Here is an 18,150-nt window from a genome sequence, read left to right as displayed (position 1 = left end):
AGTCATTCAAGACGCCGTGGCTCGCTGCGCACCGACCGCGCCGGCTCCCTTACCCGAGGCCGTCGAGCAGCAGCCGCGCGGCTGTCTTCGCCCCGTCGGTGCGGATCTTCGCGCCCAGCGCCTCCGCCCGCGCCCGGGTTTCCGGGGCCACCGCGGTGTCGAACGCCGCGGTCAAGGACTCGAAGGTCGCCGTCGGGCCGTCGAGGGCCGCGCCGACCTGGTGCGCCGCCACCCGGCCCGCCCAGTACGGGTTGTCCGCCAGCCGGATCGGGACCACCACCTGCGGGACGCCCGCCCGGGCGGCCGTCTGCGTCGTGCCCGCGCCGCCGTGGTGGACCACCGCGGCCAGCTTGCCGAACAGGCGCTGGTGGTTGACGTCGCCGATGGCGAAGCAGTCGTCCACGGCCAGCTCGGCCCAGCCGCGGGAAACGAGGACCCGGTACCCGCGGGCGCGGCACACCGCCACCGACCAGCGGGCGATGTCGGGTGCCGGGCTGATGCTGCCGAAGCCCACGTAGACCGGCGGCGGGCCCGCTTCCAGGAACGCCGTCAGCTCGGCCGGCAGCGGCCGCTCGTCCGGCAGGGTCCACGCACCGGTCTGGACCACTTCGAGCCCCGGGGCAGCCGGTCCCAGCACCGGGTCCGCCGCCAGCCACGGCCGGTCCGAGTGGACGTGGTCGCGGACGCCTGCCACCGGCGGCAGGCCGAGCGCGGCGCGGCGGGCGTTGAGCGGCTCGCGGAACTGCGCGTTCACCCGCTGGGCGTCGAGCTCCCACCGGGCCGCGTTGTCCGCCTCCGACGGCTCCGGCCAGCCCGGCCGCGGTGGTGGCGGGTGGTGCGGTGACGGCAGGTTGACCGCCGCATACGTCGCGTAGACGTAGCGGATGCCCGCGGCTTCGGCCACCGACCGGGCGGCGACCTGCGCCAGGCCGGCCGCGACCAGCGCGTCGCATCCTTCGGCCGCCGCGGGGAGGACGTCGAACTGTGTCTCCAGCAGCTCCGCGCGGTACCGGGCGAGTTCCGCCGCCGTCGGGGGAGCCGTCGCGCTCATCAGCGCCCGCACCGGCGGCCCGGCCGGCACCGGCTCGATCCCGAGACCGGCCAGCCGGTCGGTGAACTCCTCGTCCGGCGGGGTGCACATCCGCACGTCCGCGCCGAGCGACCGGAGCTCGACCGCCAGGGCCACCAGCGGTTCGACGTCGCCCCGCGTCCCGTACGTCGACAGCAGTACTCGCGTCACCGCGATGCCCCGGCGTAGAAGCCGACCGGCATCGTGACGTCGGCGCCCGCCGCCCCGCACTCCAGCATCCACAGCGCCGCGGCCGGGCCCAGCTCCCGGCCCAGCACTCCGAGCGCGGCCGGGTCCGGCGCCACCGCGCGCGCCTGGTCCACGCCGCGCCCGAACGCGACCGGGTCCCAGCCGTGCGCGTCGCCGCCGCCGAGGGACCGCGCGCCGCCGGTCATCGCCGTGACCGGCAGCGGGCCGGGCACGTCGAGCAGGCCGTGGGTCCGCTCGCCCACCAGGACGCCCATCCAGTGTGAGCTTTCCGGGGTGGGCCGGGGACCGGTCCACCGGGGCCGCCCGTCCATGTCCGGGAGCTTCGCCGGCGAGTCGGACACCGCCCAGCGGCCCGCCCACTCCACGGCCAGCCCGGGTGCGCTGCGGGTCGCCGGGTTGTGGAACCGGGCCATGTCCCACCGGTTGCCCACCGCGACCGCGGCCAGATCGCGGCGCGGCCAGACTCGCGCCTCCCACCAGAAGCCCCACGGGAACGCCGCGGTGTGCCCCCACCACCAGTCCTCGCCCAGCTCCGGATCGGCGAGTTCGAGGGTCAGGCCGGAAAACGAGCGGACGCCGTGCGGGCTCGGGCGCTCGACCCGCGGGGTCGTCATGGCCGCGAGCGAATCCGGCCCGACCAGCCCGCGCTCGCCCCGGTCGGTGCGCAGCAGGGATTGCAGCAGCCGCGCGAAATCCGCGGCGCTGGTGTGCATCCCGACGCCCGGGTAGGCCGCGGTACGCAGCGGCGGGCTCGGCAGGCACCAGTCGCCGAACGCGGCGTAACCGGTGGCGCCCCCGGTGTTCTCGGTGCCGTCGTCGATGTGCGTGTCCCGCATCCCGGCGGCGGCGAAGACGTCCCGGTGGACGCGGGCCCGGTACGGCTCGCCGGCCAGGTGCTCGACCACGCCGCCGAGCACCCCGACCCCGAAGCTGGAGTACGAATAGGAGCCCGGAGCCGTCGCCAGCGGCCGCACTCCGCCGTACTCGACGGCGCGGCCGGTCTCGTGCCGGCGCCGGACGTAGTCGAGGATCGGCTCGGCCGGTGCCGCCGGCGCGACCGCGGTGACGATGTCGCCGGTGTAGCCGCCCTGGTGGGCGGCCAGCATGGCGGTGGTGGCGGGCGCCGCATCGGGACCGCGCAAGCCCGCGGGCAGCACCTGGTCGATCGGGGTGTCCAGTCCGGCCATCCCCGCCTCGACGAGTTGCAGGAACGCCAGGCCGGTGACGGGTTTGGTGAGCGAGCCCGCCGGCGCGACGGTGTCGGCGGTCATCGGCGTGCGCGCGGCCAGGTCGGCGAACCCGGTCGCGGCCGTGCGCAAGTCGTCGCTCGTCGCCACCGCGACGGCCACGCCGGGGGTGCCGGTGACCGCGGCCAGCCGGGGCAGGACGGTGTCCAGCGCCGCCATCACGTCGTCGAGCATGCTCATCCCTCGGTGGTGTTGTAGTTGACGATCCGCGCCACCATCCGGGCGCGGGCGCCGGAGAGGGGGCTGTCCGCGTCCCGCCGCGCCACGTCCGGCAGCCGGTGGGCCTGTGCCTCGGTGACCGCCACCATGCCCCAGAGCGCGTTGAAGCCCGCGGGGTCGGCCGGCTTTTCGGCGGCGGCCTCGACGGTCACGACGCCGTCCCCGCCGGTCACCGTCAGCGCGCCCATCTGCCGCAGCACGACGGGATCCCGCTCTTCGGCGGCCACCACGCTCCAGCCCGCGACATCGGCTTCCCGCAGCGCGGAGAGCAGGCTGTCCACGTCGCTGACGACGATGTCGGGCAGGACCAGCGCCACGGGCCCCTGCGTCAGCGGCAGCGCGCACCGGATCGCCCCGTCGAGCCCCGGTTCGGCGACGTCGTCCTGGTAGACGAAGACCAGCTGGAAGGTCCCGGCGTAGCGCGCCAGGTACTTCACCGTGTCCAGCTTGTGCGGGCCGAACACGACGACCACGCGCACGCTGAGCCCGCTCTTCACCAGCTCCACCACGGCCTCGAGGCTGCGGTCCAGCACGGTGGTCCCGGGCGCGAGGCAGTGCAGTTCTTTCGCGTAGGGCGCTCCGAACCGCGTCCCGAACCCGGCGCAGGGCAGGATGACCGAAACATCGGGGGCGTTCACCGCAGCCGCACCTCCAAGGCGACCCGGTGCCGGGCCCGCGGCAGCGGCACCCACGCCGCCTCGTCCACCGGCTCCACCTCGGGGAAGCGCTCGAACAGGCTCCGCAGCGCGACCTCCGCCTCCAGCTTCGCCAACGCGACCCCGAGGCAGAAGTGCGGCCCCCAGCCGAATCCGACGTTTCCTTCCCGGCCGCCGTGCTCGGCCTGCCACCGCACGTCCGCCGTGTGCGGGTGGGCGAACTGCGCCGGATCGCGGTTGGCCGCGCCGAGGACCGCCTGCACCGCGTCGCCCGCCTTGATCCGCACGCCACCGACCACCAGGTCCGTTGCCGCGTAACGCAGGCGGGCCAGCTGGACCGGGCCGTCCGTGCGGACCAGCTCGCGGACCGCCGCCGGCCACAGCTCGGGCTCGCGTCGCAGCAGCTCCCGCTGGCCGGGGTCGCGCATCAGCGCCAGCGCCGCGTTGGCCAGCATGTTCGCCATCGTTTCGTGGCCGGCGAGCACCAGGAACACCACGAGCGCCACGGCGTCGACGTCGGTCAGGTCGTCCTGGGCGACGACCTCGCTGAGCAGGTCGTCCCGCGGGTCGGCGCGGCGCCGGTCCACCAAGGCGTGGCAGTAGGCGAACATCTCGCCCAGCGTCGGCGTGATCCGCGCCGGGTCGCCGTCGACCAGCGCCTTGCCCCAGCGCCACCAGTCCGCCCAGTTCGCCTCGGGCACCCCGACCTGTTCGCACACCACCGCCATGGCCAGCGGGTACGCGTACTCGTCGAGCAGGTTCGCCGTTCCGGCCAGCCCGTCGAGCAGCCCGTCGACGATCTGCTGCACCCGCGGGCGCAAGGTGGCGACCCGCGCCGCGCCGAACGCGTGGCCGATGCTGCGCCGCAGCCGCGCGTGCTCGGCGCCGTCGAGGCTGAGCAGGCTCGCGCGCAGGTAGGGCAGGTGTTCGCGGGGCGTGCCCAGCGCGAGGAACGTCTCCTCCTGCGTCTGCGCGCCCTGGCCCGGCAGGCCCGCCGGGTCGTTGCGCACGGCCGGGTCCGCCAGCACCGCACGGACCTCGGCGCTGCCGGTCACCAGCCAGCCCTCCTCGCCGTTCGGCAGGCGGGCCCGGCAGACCGGCGACGCGGCGAGGATGCGGTCGTAACCGCACATCGGATCGTCGAGGACGGCCGGATCGCGGACGTCCACCACGGGTTCGGACGACATGGGACTCCTACTGTGTCGATCGTTACTAATCCGACCACAGTCACGGCCGAATGACTTTCGTAGCAACAGTTACGTGCCGCGCGGGGGTCGGCCTACTTTTGGTCGGATTAGTAAAAGACGGTGTCAGCCTTTGAGCGGGCCGCCGTTGATCGCGACGCGGTGGCCGAAGCGGGTGTGCGGGTAGTAGTCGTAGGTCGCGTGGTGCTGGACGCAGCGGTTGTCCCAGAACACCAGCGTGTTCGGCTCCCATCGCACCCGGCACGCGAGCATCGGCCGGTTCGGCACGACCGAGAACAGCAGGTCGAGCACCGCCTGGCTTTCGTCGGCCGACAGCTGCGGGATGCGCGAGGTGTAGGCCGGGTTGACGTACAGCAGCGGCCGGTCGGTTTCCGGGTGCCGCACGACGACCGGGTGCTCGCTGACCGGGGGCTCGTAGCCCTCGGGGATCTGGTGGCCGCGGAAGGCGTGTGCGCCGTCGTGGATCGCGGTGAGCCCGGCCAGCAGCTCCTTCAGCTTCGGCGACAGCATGTCGTAGGCGAGGTGCATGTTCGCGAACAGCGTGTCGCCGCCGCTGCCCGGCTCCGGCATGCGCGTGATGTGCAGCATCGAACCCAGGGACGGCTCCGCGTCGGCGGTGCCGTCGGCGTGCCAGCCGTTGCCGAAGACGTTCACCGACTCCGGGGCGGTGGCGACCTCGAGGATGTACGGGTTGCCGTGCTCGGGCGGCGGGTTCACCGGGCGCAACTCGCCGAAGCTCGCGGCCAGGCGCTGGTGGTCCTCCGGCGTGATGTCCTGGTCGCGGAACACCAGCACGTGGTGGTCCAGGAACGCCGTTTTCAGCTCGGTGAGCTGTTCTTCGGTCAGTTCCCGCGTCAGGTCCAGGCCGGTGACCTCGGCGCCGATCACCGGGGTCAGGCCCCGCACCGCCAGGGTGCGGTGGTCGCGCGGCGGCCGCGTCGTGATCCGCTTGACGGCGTCGAGTTCGTACTGCTCCATGGTTTCCTTTCCTCCTGCGGGTCTCACAGTCCGATGGCCGAGGCCACTTCGGTGACGTGCGGGGCACGCACGATGCCGTAGTGGGTGGCGGGCAGGTCGTGCCAGTGGCTCGGCTCGGGCAGCAGGGTTCGCCAGCCGTCGCGATCGGCCACGGGCAAGCCGGGGTCGGCTTCGGTGGCCAGCCAGATGTGGCTGGGGGTCGCGGTCAGGCGGGGCAGTTCGTGCCCGGCCATGCTGCGCAGGTTGGCCCGGCACGCACGGGCGAGCTGGTGCGCGTGCTCGCTCGCGGAGCCGCCGAGCTCGCGCTCGAACACCGTTTCCAGCTGCGTGTCGTCGTAGTCGGCCGCGCTCGCGCCGGGCGGCGGCGGGTCGATGAGGTGCAGCGCCCGCACCGGCTGCCCGGCCGCCTCGGCCTCGGCGGCCATACCGGTCGCGACCCAGGCCCCGAACGACCACCCGGCCAGCTGCCAGGTGCGGCCGGGCACCTGGGCCCGCAGCGCCGCGTGGTAGCGGCGGGCGCGGTCCACAATGGACCACCCGGGCGGCTCCGGGCGGCTCAGCGCCGGGTCGGCGATCACGCAGACGCCGAGTTCGGGCGGCAGGGCCTCGACGAGCGGGCGGTAGGCGTGGACGTCCCCGCCGACCGGGTGCACGAGGCAGACGGCTTCCGGCGTCGTCCCTTCCCGCCAGACCTGCACCACCACTTCACCGGTGTCGGCGGCGTTGTCGAGCTTGGCCAGCAACGCCGACATCGTCACCTCCGGGCCGAGCCAGGCGAGATCGAGGTCGACGCCGTACAGGCGTTTCACCGACTCGACGACGTCCAGCAGGGTCAGGGAGTCGGCGCCGAGGTCGTAGAGCGGGACGTCCGGGTCGAGTTCGGCGACGCCCAGGAGGGCGCGGACTTCCTCGGTCAGGTCCGCTTCGGCCGGTTCCGCCGCCGGCGTGGTGTCCCGTTCGCGTTCGTGGAAGGCGCGGGCGGCGTCGAGGCCGGTCGTCGCGACCAGGAGCTGCGGGAGGCCGGACCCCAGCGCGCGGGCGAAGGTGCGCCGGCCTTCGTCGTCGCTCAGGCCGACGGCCAGGTGGGCCTGGTGCCGGGCGTCGGTTTCCAGGGCCGTGACGGCCATGCCGCTGTCCCGCCAGACGTCCCAGGCGATGGCGAGCCGGGCGGTCGGGCCGTCGCGGTGGGCGAGCGCGTCGAGGAACCCGTTGGCGGCGGCGTAGTCGAGCTGGCCGGTCCCGCCGAACTGCGCGGACAGCGACGAGCAGTAGACGGCGAACCGCGGCCGGTGGCGTTCGATGAGCTCTTCCACGAGCAGGGCACCGGCGAGTTTGACGTCCTGGGTGCCGTCGCCGCGGGTGGCGATCAGGGCGCCGGCCGGTGACCCGGCGGCGTGGACGATCCCGGTGAGCGGACCGGGGATCTCGTCGGCGGTCACCTTCGTGAGGTCGGCGGCGAGGAGGTCGACGCGGTCGGCCCACGGTTTGAGCGCCTCGGGCAGGTGCGGGTGGCGCGCGAGCAGGATGACGCGGCCGGTGGTGCGGGCCAGCAGCTCTTCGGCGACTGTGGCGCCGATGCCGCCGGTCCCGCCGAGGACGAGGTGGGTCCCGTCGTGCCCGAGGGACTCGCCGGCGGTGACCGGAGTGCTGTCCTGGACCCACCAGAACCCGTTCCGGAGGGCGACCCGCTCGGGTGGGGGCGGCCCGGTGAGGAGGTCGGCGGTCCGGTCGAAGTCCGGGAGGTCCAGGTCGATCCAGTGCCCGGGGAGGCCGCTTTCCTGCGGGCCCACGGCGGTGATCCCGGCGAGCAGCCCGGCTTCGGGACGCGTGACGGCGCTGTTCGCGGGCGCGGCGCCGGCGGAGACCCACCACGTCCTGAGTGGACGGTCGTGGGCGGCGCGCAGGAGCGCGGCCGGGGTGTCGAGGCAGGCCCATTTCGCCTGCTCCAGTGACTTTTCGCCGACGGGTCCGCTGATGCCGAGCGGCAGGGTGTGGAGCCAGTCGATTCCGGTTTCCGGCAGGGCGGCCAGCACTTCCCGCAGGTGCGCGCTGTCGGCGGGGTCGGCCTCGAAGGTGTCGGTGCCGCGGCGGGCGAAGCGGTCCGCCGCGTGAACCCGCACGACGCGCGGGTAGGCGGCGTCGAGGGCCGGAGCGGTCAGCGGGCCTTCGCCGGAGATGACGAGGATGCGATCGGCCGCCGCCGCCGTGGCCGCCGCCCGGCGAAGACGTACCCAAGTGGGCTGGTGTAGCCACTCGCTTTCGGGCCGTCGCGCGACCGCGGCTTTCCGGGGGAAGTCGAAGTCCCGCGCGTCGAAGGCAGGCGGCGGAAAATCCCACGGCGCGGGCGCGGCGGACCGTCCCCAGTCGACAAAGCCCCCGGCCAGCCAGTCTTCCGCGGCCGGTCGTGAGTGGTAATGAGGGTTAGAACCCGAATTACCACTCACGACAGCGGGGGCGGGCACTTCGCGGGGTTCTGCCGTGCGCAGGTACTCGACGGCCGTGGCCGCGTCTGCGCAGGGGGCCGCCAGGCGCCAGCGGGCGGCCGGGCGGCCCGACTGCAGGTGCCGGAGTACGTCCACATAGGACGATGGGTGCGCCGACAGGTACTCGGCCACCCGGGCCGCCTCCAAACGCAGCGCGGCCGGGCTGCGGGCCGAGAGCACCAGGCACCGCACCGGCTCCGGGCGTGACGGCGGCACCGGGCGCACCGACTCCAGCACCACGTGGGCGTTCGTCCCGCCGATGCCGAAGCTGCTCACACCCGCCACCCGCGGCCCCGGCGGCCACGGCTCCGCCTGCGTCGGCACCCGGAACGGCCCGAGCTCCAGCGCCGGGTTGGGCGCCCGGAAATCCACCGTCGGCGGCACGACCCCGTGGTGCACCGCCAGCGTCGCGCGGATCAAGCCCACCACCCCGGCCGCCGCGCCCAGGTGGCCGAGCTGGCTCTTCACCGAGGAAAGCGCGCACGCCGAAACGTCGGGCATGGCCTCGCGCAGGGCCGCCACCTCGATCGGGTCGCCCAGGCGGGTTCCCGTTCCGTGCGTTTCCACGTACCCCACGTCCGCGCCCGAGCGGCCGGCCCGCCGGAGCGCGGCCTGAATGGCCGAGCGCTGCCCGGCCGGGGACGGTGCGGTGTACCCCTGCTTCACCGCGCCGTCGTTGGTCAGGGCCGAACCGGTGAGCACCGAATACACCGTGTCGCCGTCACGACGGGCCGCCGAGAGCGGCTTCAGCACCACCACGCCGACGCCGCTCCCACCCACCGTGCCGTCCGCGTCGTCGCTGAACGGGCGGCAGTGCCCGTCCGGCGAAAAGATGTGCTGCGGCCGGTAGCGGTAGCCCGCCGCGAGGGTGACGTCGACGAGCACGCCGCCCGCCAGCATCACCTCCGCCTCGCCGGCGCGCAGCATCGCCGCCGCCTGGTGGACCGCGACCAGCGAACTCGAGCACGCCGTCTGGGTCGTCAGCGCGGGACCCGTCAGGTCGAGGTGGTAGGCGACCTTCGTCGCCAGGAAGTCCTTCTCGTGATGCAGGGCCAGCTGGAAGCCGTCCGGCAGGGCCGCCGGGTCGGCCTCGCGCAGCAGCTGCTGGAAGTACGTGTTCTCGCCGCAGCCCGCGATCAGCCCGACGCCGGCCCCCGACGTGATCCCGGCGTGCGCCAACGCCTCCACACACGCCATCAGCAACTGCCGCTGCTGCGGGTCCATCAGCGCCGCGTCGCGGTGGCTGATCCCGAAGTGCTCCGGGTCGAACGCCAAGGGATCGGCCAGCAGGCTGCGCGCACCGACCAGGCCGTCCGCCGCCGGGAACTCCTCGATCCCCCGGCGGCCCGAGACGACCAGGTCCCAGAACGCCGCCAAGTCCCGTGCGCCGGGCAGCCGCACCGCCATGCCGACGACCGCGACCGGCTCGTCGGCGGCACCCCGGGCGGCGACCCGCGCCGGAGCCGTGGCGCTTTCCAGGTGCCGCGTCAGGGCCCGGAGCGTGACGTGCTCGAACAGGTCCGCCACGGTGAACCGGTAGCCGGCTTCCGCGCAGCGCAGGTGGAACCGCATCAGCGCCAGCGAGCCGGCGCCGGCGGCGAAGAACGTCTCGTCCGGACCGATCGGTGCCCCGGTCACCTCCTCGAACAGCGCCGCCAGCTCGCTCGGCGGGCGGTCGGCCGTCCGGTGGAGATCCGTCCCGGCCACCCGGGCCGTGGCGTCCCGGTCCAGTTTCCCGCTCGGCGTGCGCGGCAGGGCGTCGACGACGCGGAAGCGGTCCACCCGCGCGTGCGGCGGCAGCAGCGGCACCAGGAAGTCCGCCAGTTCCGCGGCGGACGGCGTCCGGCGGCACTCCAGGAACGCGCTCAGCCGGCCGTTTTCGATCACGACGACCGCGTTGACGACGTCCGGGTGCCGCAGCAGCGCCGCCTCGACCTGCCCGAGTTCGAGGCGGTGGCCGCTGAGCTTGACCTGGCGGTCGGCCCGGCCGTCGAAGTGCAGCAGCCCGGCGCGGTCGAAGTGCGCGAGGTCGCCGGTGCGGTAGTACAGCTCCGGCAGTTCGGCGAACTTCTCCGGAGCCGCTTCGCCGAGGTAGCACCGGTTCGACGGAAGACCGCCGATGAGCAGCTCGCCGACCTGCCCCGGCGGCAGGGGCGCGCCCGCCGCGTCGGCGACCCGCAGGACCGCGTTCGCCACCGGACGGCCGATGGCCGGACGATCGGGCCACCGCGCCGGATCGCCGTCGAGGGTCAGTGCGCTGACGACGTGGGTCTCGGTCGGCCCGTAGTGGTTGTGCAGGCGCGCGCCGGGCAGCCCGGCGAACCACCGGCGGATCGCCGGCGTGCACACCAGCTGCTCGCCCGCGGTGAGCACGTCCCGCAGCCGCGCCGGGTACCGCCCGAGCCGGACGCCGTGCTCGGCGAGCAGCTGCAGGGCGACGTAGGGCAGGAAGATCCGCTCGATCCCGGCGGTGTCCAGCTGGTCCAGCAGCGCCGGCACGTCGTGGCGCCATTCCGGGCGGATCAGGTGCAGCCGCCCGCCGCCGCACAGCGTCGTGAAGATCTCCTGGAAGGACACGTCGAACGACAGCATCGAGAACTGCTGCGTCGCCGCGGGCGGCGCGTCCTGCCACTGCAGCAGGTTGGCCAGTGTGCGGTCCGGGACGCGCACGCCCTTCGGCACACCGGTCGAGCCCGAGGTGAACAGCGTGTACAGCGGCCGTCCGGCGTGCCGGGCCGGGACGTCCGGCACCGGCCCGCCGGTGAGCGTGACGGACCGCCGTTCGACGTCCGTGCCGAACGTTTCCCCCGGCGCGAGCAGGAGCAACCGCGGCCGGACGCGATCGAGCATGGCGTGCAGCAGTTCCGGCGGGTACGCGGGATCCAGGGGGACGGCGGTGATGTTCAGCCGGGCCAGGGCGAGGAGCGCGACGACGTGCTCGGCCGACGGCCGGAAGTACAGCGCGATGTCCGTGGCGTCCGCGGGCAGGGTGGCGGCGAGCCGGGCCGCGTGCGCGTCCAGTTCGGCGTAGGTCAGCGTCGTGTCGCCGGTCAGCGCCGGCGCGTCAGGCGTCCGCGCGACCTGACGCGCGAAGCCGTCCGCGACGGTTTCCCACGTCGGTTCCGTGGTGGCACCCCGGCCGTGGTCGCGGTGGTCCGGAGTCCGGGCGTCCCCGTGCAACGCACGGTCGAAGACTTCGCCGAGGGCGGTCGCCTCGGCTTCGGTGAAGTGGCCTTCGCCGTACTCCCACAGGCAGTCGAAGCCGTCGGTGCGTTCCACCACCGACAACGTGAGCGCGCACTTCGCCTCGGCCGCCTCGATCCACTGTGGACTGATCGAGCAGCCGGGCCGCCGCAGCGCCGCGAAGTCGGTGTTCTCCAGCACGAACAGGTAGTCGAAGGCCGCGTGGCCCGGGTCGAGATCGGCGAACGCGACGTCCTGCTGGTCCAGCGCCGCACCCGCCGCCTCGCCGAGCCGGCGAAGCTGGCTGTCCAGGTCTTCACCCGGGTCGATCGCCAGCGGCAGCCGCACGGTGTTGGCGAACATCCCGACACTGTCTTCGAACGCCCGCACCGGCCGGTTCGCCACCGGCGCGGCGATCCGGGGCCGGGCCCGCCCGGTCACCGCGTACAGGCTCCACGCGAACACGCCGAGCAGGAGCTGGAACCGGGTCAGGCCCAGCTCACCGGCCCACTCGTCGACGCGCTCGCGTCCGATGCGAGTCGTGTGCAGGCGCCCGGCCAGGGACGCTTCGCCGAGGGGCTCGGCGTCGTCGAAGCGGTCGGTCAACTGGGCTCGGTAGCCGGGGGAGGCGAACCACCGGGACTGCCACGCGGCGAAGTCGAGCGGCGTGTGCGCGCCGGGCCGCGGTTCGGCGCCGGACAGTTCCCGGAACAGGATGTTGAGCGACCAGCCGTCGACCGCGATGTGGTGCAGGCACAGCAGGAACGTGCCATCGGGTCGCCACGCGGCGCGCAGCAGCCGGCCGGAGGCCAGGTCGAACGGCGCGGTGAAGAAGTCGCCGGCCGGCTCGGTCCACGGGTCGTAGGGCGCCTTCGCGACCTGCCGCAAGCCGCCGGGCGTGGCCTCGAACGCGGTGCGCAGCGCCGGGTGCCGCGCGACCAGGGCACGCACGTCCCGGCGCAGCGCGTCGACGTCGGGAGCGCCGGTGACCTGGAACGCGAGCGGCACGTGGTAGGCCGTGGAAGCAGGATTCCGGTGCTGCAGCAGCCAAAGCCGTTGCTGCTCGCTGGTGGCCGGGGCCGCCGCCGCGGTCGTCGGCGGGCCCGGCTCCAGGTAGGCCGCCCGCCCGGCCGCGGAGACGGCCGCGGCGAGCTCGGCGAACGTCCCGCGTTGCACGACCGAAGGCGCGAGGTCCGCGCCCCAGCGTTCCCGGATCGCGAAGCGCAGCCGCAGCGCCTTCAGCGAGTCGCCCCCGGACCGCAGCCACGTGTCGCCGGGACGAAGGTCCGGGAGGTCGAGCGTCTCGGACACGACGTCCAGGACTTCGCGCTCCCACGCGGTCGCCCGGCCGCCGGTCTCCGGTCGCCACGGCGGGAGACCGGCGGCCAGCAACGCGGCTTCGTCGACCTTCCCGTTCGCGTTCCGGGGCAGCTCACCGACGCGGAACACGTGGTGCGGCCGCATGTAGGCCGGCACGGTCGCGGCCAGGTGCGCTTCGAACGCGTCGTAGGAAAGGTCTCCCGCCACGACGAAGGCGAGCAACTCGGCCGTGGCCGCGCGGCGCACGGCCACGTGGACCTGCCGGACCTCCGGGTGGCCCAGGAGCCGCTGCTCCAGCTCGCCCGGTTCGATCCGGAACCCGCGGACCTTGACCTGCCGGTCGGTGCGTCCGACGTAGGCGTACCGCCCGCCCGGGAGCACGCGCACCAGGTCGCCGGTGCGGTAGAACCGCGCACGGCCCTCGTCCAGCCACGGCAGCCGGACGAACCGCTGCCCGGTCTCCGCGGGCAGGCCGCGGTAGCCGAGCGCGACGCCGGCCCCGGAGAGGTACAGCTCGGCGACCTCGCCTTCGGCGGCCACGCGCTCGTCCGCCGTCACCGCGACCGCGCCGGTACCCGGCAGCGGACGGCCGATCGGCACGACGTCGCCGTCGAAGCCGCGCGGGATGGCGTAACTGAGCGCGAACGTCGTCGTCTCGGTCGGGCCGTAGCCGTTCTGCAGCCGTGTCGGCGCGTCCGGGTTGGCGCGGTACCAGCGGCGGATCAGCGGGGCGTTGAGCTGCTCGCCGCCGATGACGACCCGGCGCACGGTGGCGAAGCTGCCCGGCACGGTCTCGGCGACCGCGTTGAACAGCGTCGCGGTGACGAACATCGTGTCGACGCGCTCGCGGACCAGCGCGTCGGCGAACGCCTGCGGGTCACGCACGGTGTCGTCGTCGAGGATCACGCAGGTGCCGCCGGTCAGCAGCGGCACCCACACCTCGAAGCTGATCGCGTCGAACGCGGGGTTGGCCAGGCAGGCGAACCGGGTGCCGATGTCGAGCCAGCCGGGTTCGGCCAGGCGCAGGATCCCGGCGTCACGGACCTCGACACCCTTGGGTCGCCCGGTCGTGCCGGAGGTGGCGAAGAGGAACGACGCCGGTGCGGGCTCCGCGGGGATCCCGGCGTCGGCCGGCGTCGAAGCCGGCAGCTCGGCTTCGATCACCGCGACCGCACCCGCGTCGGCGAGGATGACGTCGCGGCGCGCGGGTGGGCTCTGCCGGTCCAGCGGCACGACCTGGCCGCCGAGGCGCAGCACGCCCAGCATGGCCTGCACCAGCTCCAGCGAGCGCGGCAAGCCGACGGCGACCGCGTCACCCGGGCGGATCCCGCGCTGCGTCAGGGCTTCCGCGACGGCGGCGGCACCCGCGTTCAGCTCGGCGTAGGTGAGGTGGCGGTCGCCGTCGGACACGGCGAGGGCGTCCGGGTGCCGCAGCGCCCGGTCGTGGATGCGGCGGGCGATCGACGTCATCGGGCCGCCAGTTCGGCGGTGATGAGCTTGGCCACCAGCGGCAGCGCGTCGCTTTCGAGCATGTCCCAGTGGCCGCAGTCCGCGGGCACGACCTCGAACTCGCCGCGGGCGCGGCGGCGCCAGAACTCGGCGCTGCCGGGGACGGTGTCCTCGCCGACGGCCTGCACGAAGACTACTCGCGCCGCCGTCTCGCCGGGGTCGTGCTCGCGTGCGGTCAGCCGGTTGTGGTTGTACGTGCGGTGGTAACGCTCGATCTGCGCATCCTCGATTCCGGGGTACATCCCGTTGAAGCGGACCAGTTTCTCGCGGAACTCGGCCGCCGGCACCGGTTCGATCGCCGCTTTCGCGGCCGGGTCGTCGGTGGCGGTGGTGTCGAGCAGGACGACGCTGACGCGCGGATGGTGCTCCGCGAGCCGGCGGCCCATCTCGTAGGCGACCAAACCGCCGTAGGAGAGTCCACAAAGGACCATGGTCTCGTCCGGTCGCGGGCCGACGAGCCGCAAGTACGTCTCGGCCATCGCCTCGACGCTGGGCAGCGGCTCCTCTCCGGCGTTGAGCCCGGGGGACTGGATGCCGAGAACTCCGGCCTCCGCGGGCAAGGCGGCGCTGAGCGGCAGGTAGCAGAACGCCGTCCCGCCCGCCGGGTGCACGCAGACGACCCGGGCCTCGCCGTCGCCGCGGCGGAATTCGATCAGGCTGCCGGTCTCCGGTGGGCGATCGGCACGCAGCAGCGCGGCCTGCGCCTCGATGGTCGGGTGCAGGATGACGTCCCGGATCGGCAGCTCGCGGCCGAACTCCGCGCCGATCGCGTGGGCCAGCTTGATCGCCGAGATCGAGGTGCCGCCGACGTCGAAGAAGCCGTCCGAGACGCCGATCGCGGGGTGCAGCAGCAGGTCTCGCCAGATCCGCAGCAACGCCAGCTCGACGTGGTCGCGCGGGGCGGCGGTGTTGACCGCTGCGGGTGCGCTCGCCCGGGCGTGCGCCAGCACGGCGGCGCGGTCGAGCTTGCCGCTGCGGCTCAAGGGGAGCCGGTCGAACTCGGCGAACACCGACGGGATCATGTAGTCCGGCAGCCGGCCGGCCAGCGCGGCCCGCCACTCGTGCGGGGTCCGGCCACCGCCGCCCGCGACGCCGGCGACGAGGCGCGGCTCGCCTTCGCGGTCCACCAGCACGGCGGCCTCCCGGACGCCGGGGACGGCCAGCAGGGCGGTGGTCACCTCGCCGGGTTCGATGCGGAAGCCGCGCAGCTTGATCTGGTCGTCGCGACGGCCGGCGTACTCGGCTTCGCCGCCGGGCAGCCACCGGGCCAGGTCCCCGGTGCGGTACATGCGCTCGCCGGGCGTGAACGGGTCCGCCACGAACCGCTCGGCGGTCAGCCCGGGCCGGTTCAGGTAGCCGCGGGCCAGGCAGTCGCCGGCGAGGAACACTTCGCCCACGACACCCGGTGGGACCGGGCGCAGCCGCTCGTCCAGCAGGTACAGCCGCGAGCCGGGGAGCGGCCGTCCGATCGGGGCCGGGCGGTCCCGTGGCTGCGGGTCGACGTGCGCGGTGGCGTAGAGCGTCGCTTCGGTCGGCCCGTAGCCGAAACAGATCCGCAGGCCCGGCAAGGCGGCGGCGAACCGGGCGAGGGCGGCGTCGGTCAGCGGTTCGACGCCGGTCAGCACTTGCCGCAGGGCGAGCCCGTGGACGCGCGCGGGGTCTTCGTCGATCCACCGGACGTAGGCGGGTGGCAGGAAGGCCTGGACCACTTGGTGCTCGCGCAGCCACGCCATCAGCGCCGCCGGATCGGGCCGGACGTCCTCGGGTACGACGTGCAGCACGGCGCCGGTGGTCAGGGGCAGCAGTAGTTCGTGCACCGAGGCGTCGAAGCCGATGCTCGACCACGCCGACGTCGCTTCGCCGGGCGTCGCGCCGAAGCGGTCGAGCCACTGGTCGAAGAGGGCGAGGACGCTGTGGTGGGTGACGGCGACTCCCTTCGGGCGTCCGGTCGACCCCGATGTGTAGATCACGTAGGCGGTCTCGCCGGGCTCGGCCGGGACCGGTCTCCGGGTCTCGTCGCCTGCGGCCTCGAGTTCGCCGATGTCGCCGATGTCGCCGATGTCGTCGCCGAGGACCAGCACCGGGCGTGCGTCCTCGACCATCGCCGCCCGCCGGGCGGCCGGCTGGGCCGGATCGAGCGGGAGGTAGGCGGCCCCGGTCTTCAGCACGGCCAGCATGGCGGTGACCAGCTCCGCCGACCGTCCACTGAGGACGCCCACCACCTGCCCGCGGCCGGCTCCGCGTGCCCGCAGGGCGTTCGCCAGCTTCGTGCTGCGCCGGTCGAGTTCGCCGTAGGTGCGCGTCCGGCCGTCGCAGACCAGCGCGGGGGCGTCCGGGGTGGCGTCGGCGTGGGCGGTGAACCGGTCGACGAGCCCGCCGGGACGCCGGTTCGGCCGCGGACCGGTGCTCCAGGAAGTGAGGATCTCGCGACGTTCGGCGTCGTCGAGCAGCTCGTAACTCGCGATGGCCGCGTCGGGCCGTGCGGCCAGCTGGTCCAGCAGCCGGACGAGGTAGTGGGCGTACCGCTCGGCGGTCGGGTGGTCGAACAGGGCGACGGCGTAGTCGAGGTGTCCAAGAACGTCGCCGCCGTCGCCGGCTTCGTCGGCGAGGCCGAGCGCGAGGTCGAACTTCGCGGGCGCGTGCTCGACGTCGAGGGGCTCGACGGTCACACCCGGCAGCTCGAGGAGGTCGTGCTGGGTCGGCACCCAGGCGAACATCGTCTGGAACAGCGGGGTGTGCGCCGGGCTGCGCGGCGGGTTCACCAGCTCGACGACCCGTTCGAACGGCAGCTCGGCGTGCTCGATCGCGCCCCGCAGGGCCGCGCGGACCTCCTTGAGCAGGACGGCACCGGTCCGGGAGCCGGCCAGGTCGGCGCGCACGGCCAGGGTGTTGACGAAGAACCCGAGCGTGCCGGGGTACTCGCCGGCGGTCCCGCGGTTCGCGGTGGGGACGCCGACAACGATGTCAGTTTGCGCGGAAAGCCGGGATAGCAGGAGAGACCAGCAGGTCAGGATGGTGGAGTAGAGCGTGACCCCGTGCTCGCGCGCCACCGCCTTGAGCCGCGCGGTGAGGTCCGGCCCGAGGGAGACGGGCACCCGCGCGCCCCGGAAGTCCTGCCGGGCCGGGCGCGGCCGGTCGGCGGGCAGTTCCAGTACCGGCGGGACGCCGTCGAGCCGCTCCCGCCAGTAGGTTTCGTGCGTTGCCGGGCCGTCGCCGGCCAGCCACTCCCGCTGCGCCAGGGAGTGTTCTCGGTACGGCCGTGCGGGCGGCAGCTCAGCTGTCTCGCCGCTCAGCTGAGCGGCGTAGAGGAGGCCGAGTTCGCGCAGCAGCAGCGTGCGGGACCAGCCGTCGAAGACGACGTGGTGCACGGTGATCAGCAGGACGTGGTGCTCGTCGGCGTCCCGGAACTGTCGGTGCTCCCCGGTAGCGTGGAAACCGGGGGGCGGCGCCCCAGCCTCGACCACCAGCCGAGCCCGGGCCAGCGGCGCCCGCGTCAGGTCGAACGGCTCGAACGCCTCCGCCCGCCGCAGCTCGGCCGCGTCGCCGGGCCGCCCGGCGACTTCGGTGACCACGCACGGAAACCCGTGACCGGCGGGTTCGACGACCTGCACCGGCCGGCCGTCCTCGACGACGATCCGGGTCCGCAGGGCTTCGTGCCGGTCGGCGAGGGCGTCGAAGGCCCGGTGCAGCGCCTCGCGGTCCACCGGTCCCCGCAGGGCGAAGGCCATGGTCTCGTTGTAGGCCGGTCCCGCGCCGTCCAGCTGGGAAACGGTCCAAAGACGCTGCTGGCCGGACGACAGCGGGGCGGACACGCGCATGGACAGCCTTTCCAGGCGGGGGCGGGCGCACCGGTACCGCTTTGTGCCGTCGCAGCCGAGTCGGGGAAACGCTCTCTGTCTGTCGCGCCAGTTAACACCACACCATCGGGTGAAGACGAGGGGTGACAAAAGTCTGCCCGGAAGTCCCTTCGCGGATGGCCGAGGGGCGTGGGGGCGGTCGCGAACGTCTTGAATGAGTCATTCAGGACCTCGGACGTCCTGAATGACTCATTCAAGACGTTTCGAACCCGCG

At 74.0% G+C, this 18,150-nt stretch carries 7 protein-coding genes; all 7 read right to left on the bottom strand.

The genetic code is table 11. The features are described from left to right. Nucleotides 1-49: 49 nt before the first annotated feature. Nucleotides 50-1,240 (bottom strand): glycosyltransferase, encoded by a 1,191-nt coding sequence (locus tag ACLJQF_RS03420; protein WP_410606714.1) that lies wholly within the window; start codon nucleotides 1,238-1,240, stop codon nucleotides 50-52. Next, nucleotides 1,237-2,700 (bottom strand): serine hydrolase domain-containing protein, encoded by a 1,464-nt coding sequence (locus tag ACLJQF_RS03415; RefSeq protein WP_410606826.1) that lies wholly within the window; start codon nucleotides 2,698-2,700, stop codon nucleotides 1,237-1,239. Before ACLJQF_RS03415 ends, ACLJQF_RS03420 begins: the two co-directional genes overlap by 4 nt. 2 nt (nucleotides 2,701-2,702) lie before the next feature. Next, entirely contained in the window at nucleotides 2,703-3,383 is a 681-nt protein-coding gene (locus tag ACLJQF_RS03410; RefSeq protein ID WP_410606713.1) for a hypothetical protein, read from the bottom strand. Continuing rightward, nucleotides 3,380-4,588, bottom strand: a complete 1,209-nt coding sequence (locus ACLJQF_RS03405; protein WP_410606712.1) for a cytochrome P450 — start codon at nucleotides 4,586-4,588, stop codon at nucleotides 3,380-3,382. The genes ACLJQF_RS03410 and ACLJQF_RS03405 overlap by 4 nt, the downstream gene beginning before the upstream one ends. A 123-nt stretch (nucleotides 4,589-4,711) precedes the next feature. Then, nucleotides 4,712-5,584 (bottom strand): TauD/TfdA dioxygenase family protein, encoded by an 873-nt coding sequence (locus ACLJQF_RS03400; protein WP_410606711.1) that lies wholly within the window; start codon nucleotides 5,582-5,584, stop codon nucleotides 4,712-4,714. Nucleotides 5,585-5,607: 23 nt separating this feature from the next. Further along, nucleotides 5,608-14,040, bottom strand: coding sequence for an AMP-binding protein (locus tag ACLJQF_RS03395; RefSeq protein ID WP_410606710.1), 8,433 nt, complete (start codon nucleotides 14,038-14,040; stop codon nucleotides 5,608-5,610). Then, the gene (locus ACLJQF_RS03390) at nucleotides 14,037-17,897 is read right to left on the bottom strand and encodes a non-ribosomal peptide synthetase (RefSeq protein ID WP_410606709.1); all 3,861 of its coding nucleotides are present in this window, start codon (nucleotides 17,895-17,897) and stop codon (nucleotides 14,037-14,039) included. The genes ACLJQF_RS03395 and ACLJQF_RS03390 overlap by 4 nt, the downstream gene beginning before the upstream one ends. Nucleotides 17,898-18,150 lie beyond the last annotated feature (253 nt).

This window comes from Amycolatopsis sp. lyj-109 (assembly GCF_046548995.1).
Lineage (GTDB): Bacteria > Actinomycetota > Actinomycetes > Mycobacteriales > Pseudonocardiaceae > Amycolatopsis.
The sequence above is the reverse complement of the archived record's forward strand: the minus strand, read 5'-3'. Positions and strand labels throughout refer to the sequence as shown.

Excerpts from the sequence above, each read along its gene's own strand:
- ACLJQF_RS03415 (WP_410606826.1), bottom strand. The coding sequence starts at position 2,700 with ATGCTCGACGACGTGATGGCGGCGCTGGACACCGTCCTGCCCCGGCTG.
- ACLJQF_RS03405 (WP_410606712.1), bottom strand. The coding sequence starts at position 4,588 with ATGTCGTCCGAACCCGTGGTGGACGTCCGCGATCCGGCCGTCCTCGAC.
- ACLJQF_RS03400 (WP_410606711.1), bottom strand. The coding sequence starts at position 5,584 with ATGGAGCAGTACGAACTCGACGCCGTCAAGCGGATCACGACGCGGCCG.
- ACLJQF_RS03395 (WP_410606710.1), bottom strand. The coding sequence starts at position 14,040 with ATGACGTCGATCGCCCGCCGCATCCACGACCGGGCGCTGCGGCACCCG.
- ACLJQF_RS03390 (WP_410606709.1), bottom strand. The coding sequence starts at position 17,897 with ATGCGCGTGTCCGCCCCGCTGTCGTCCGGCCAGCAGCGTCTTTGGACC.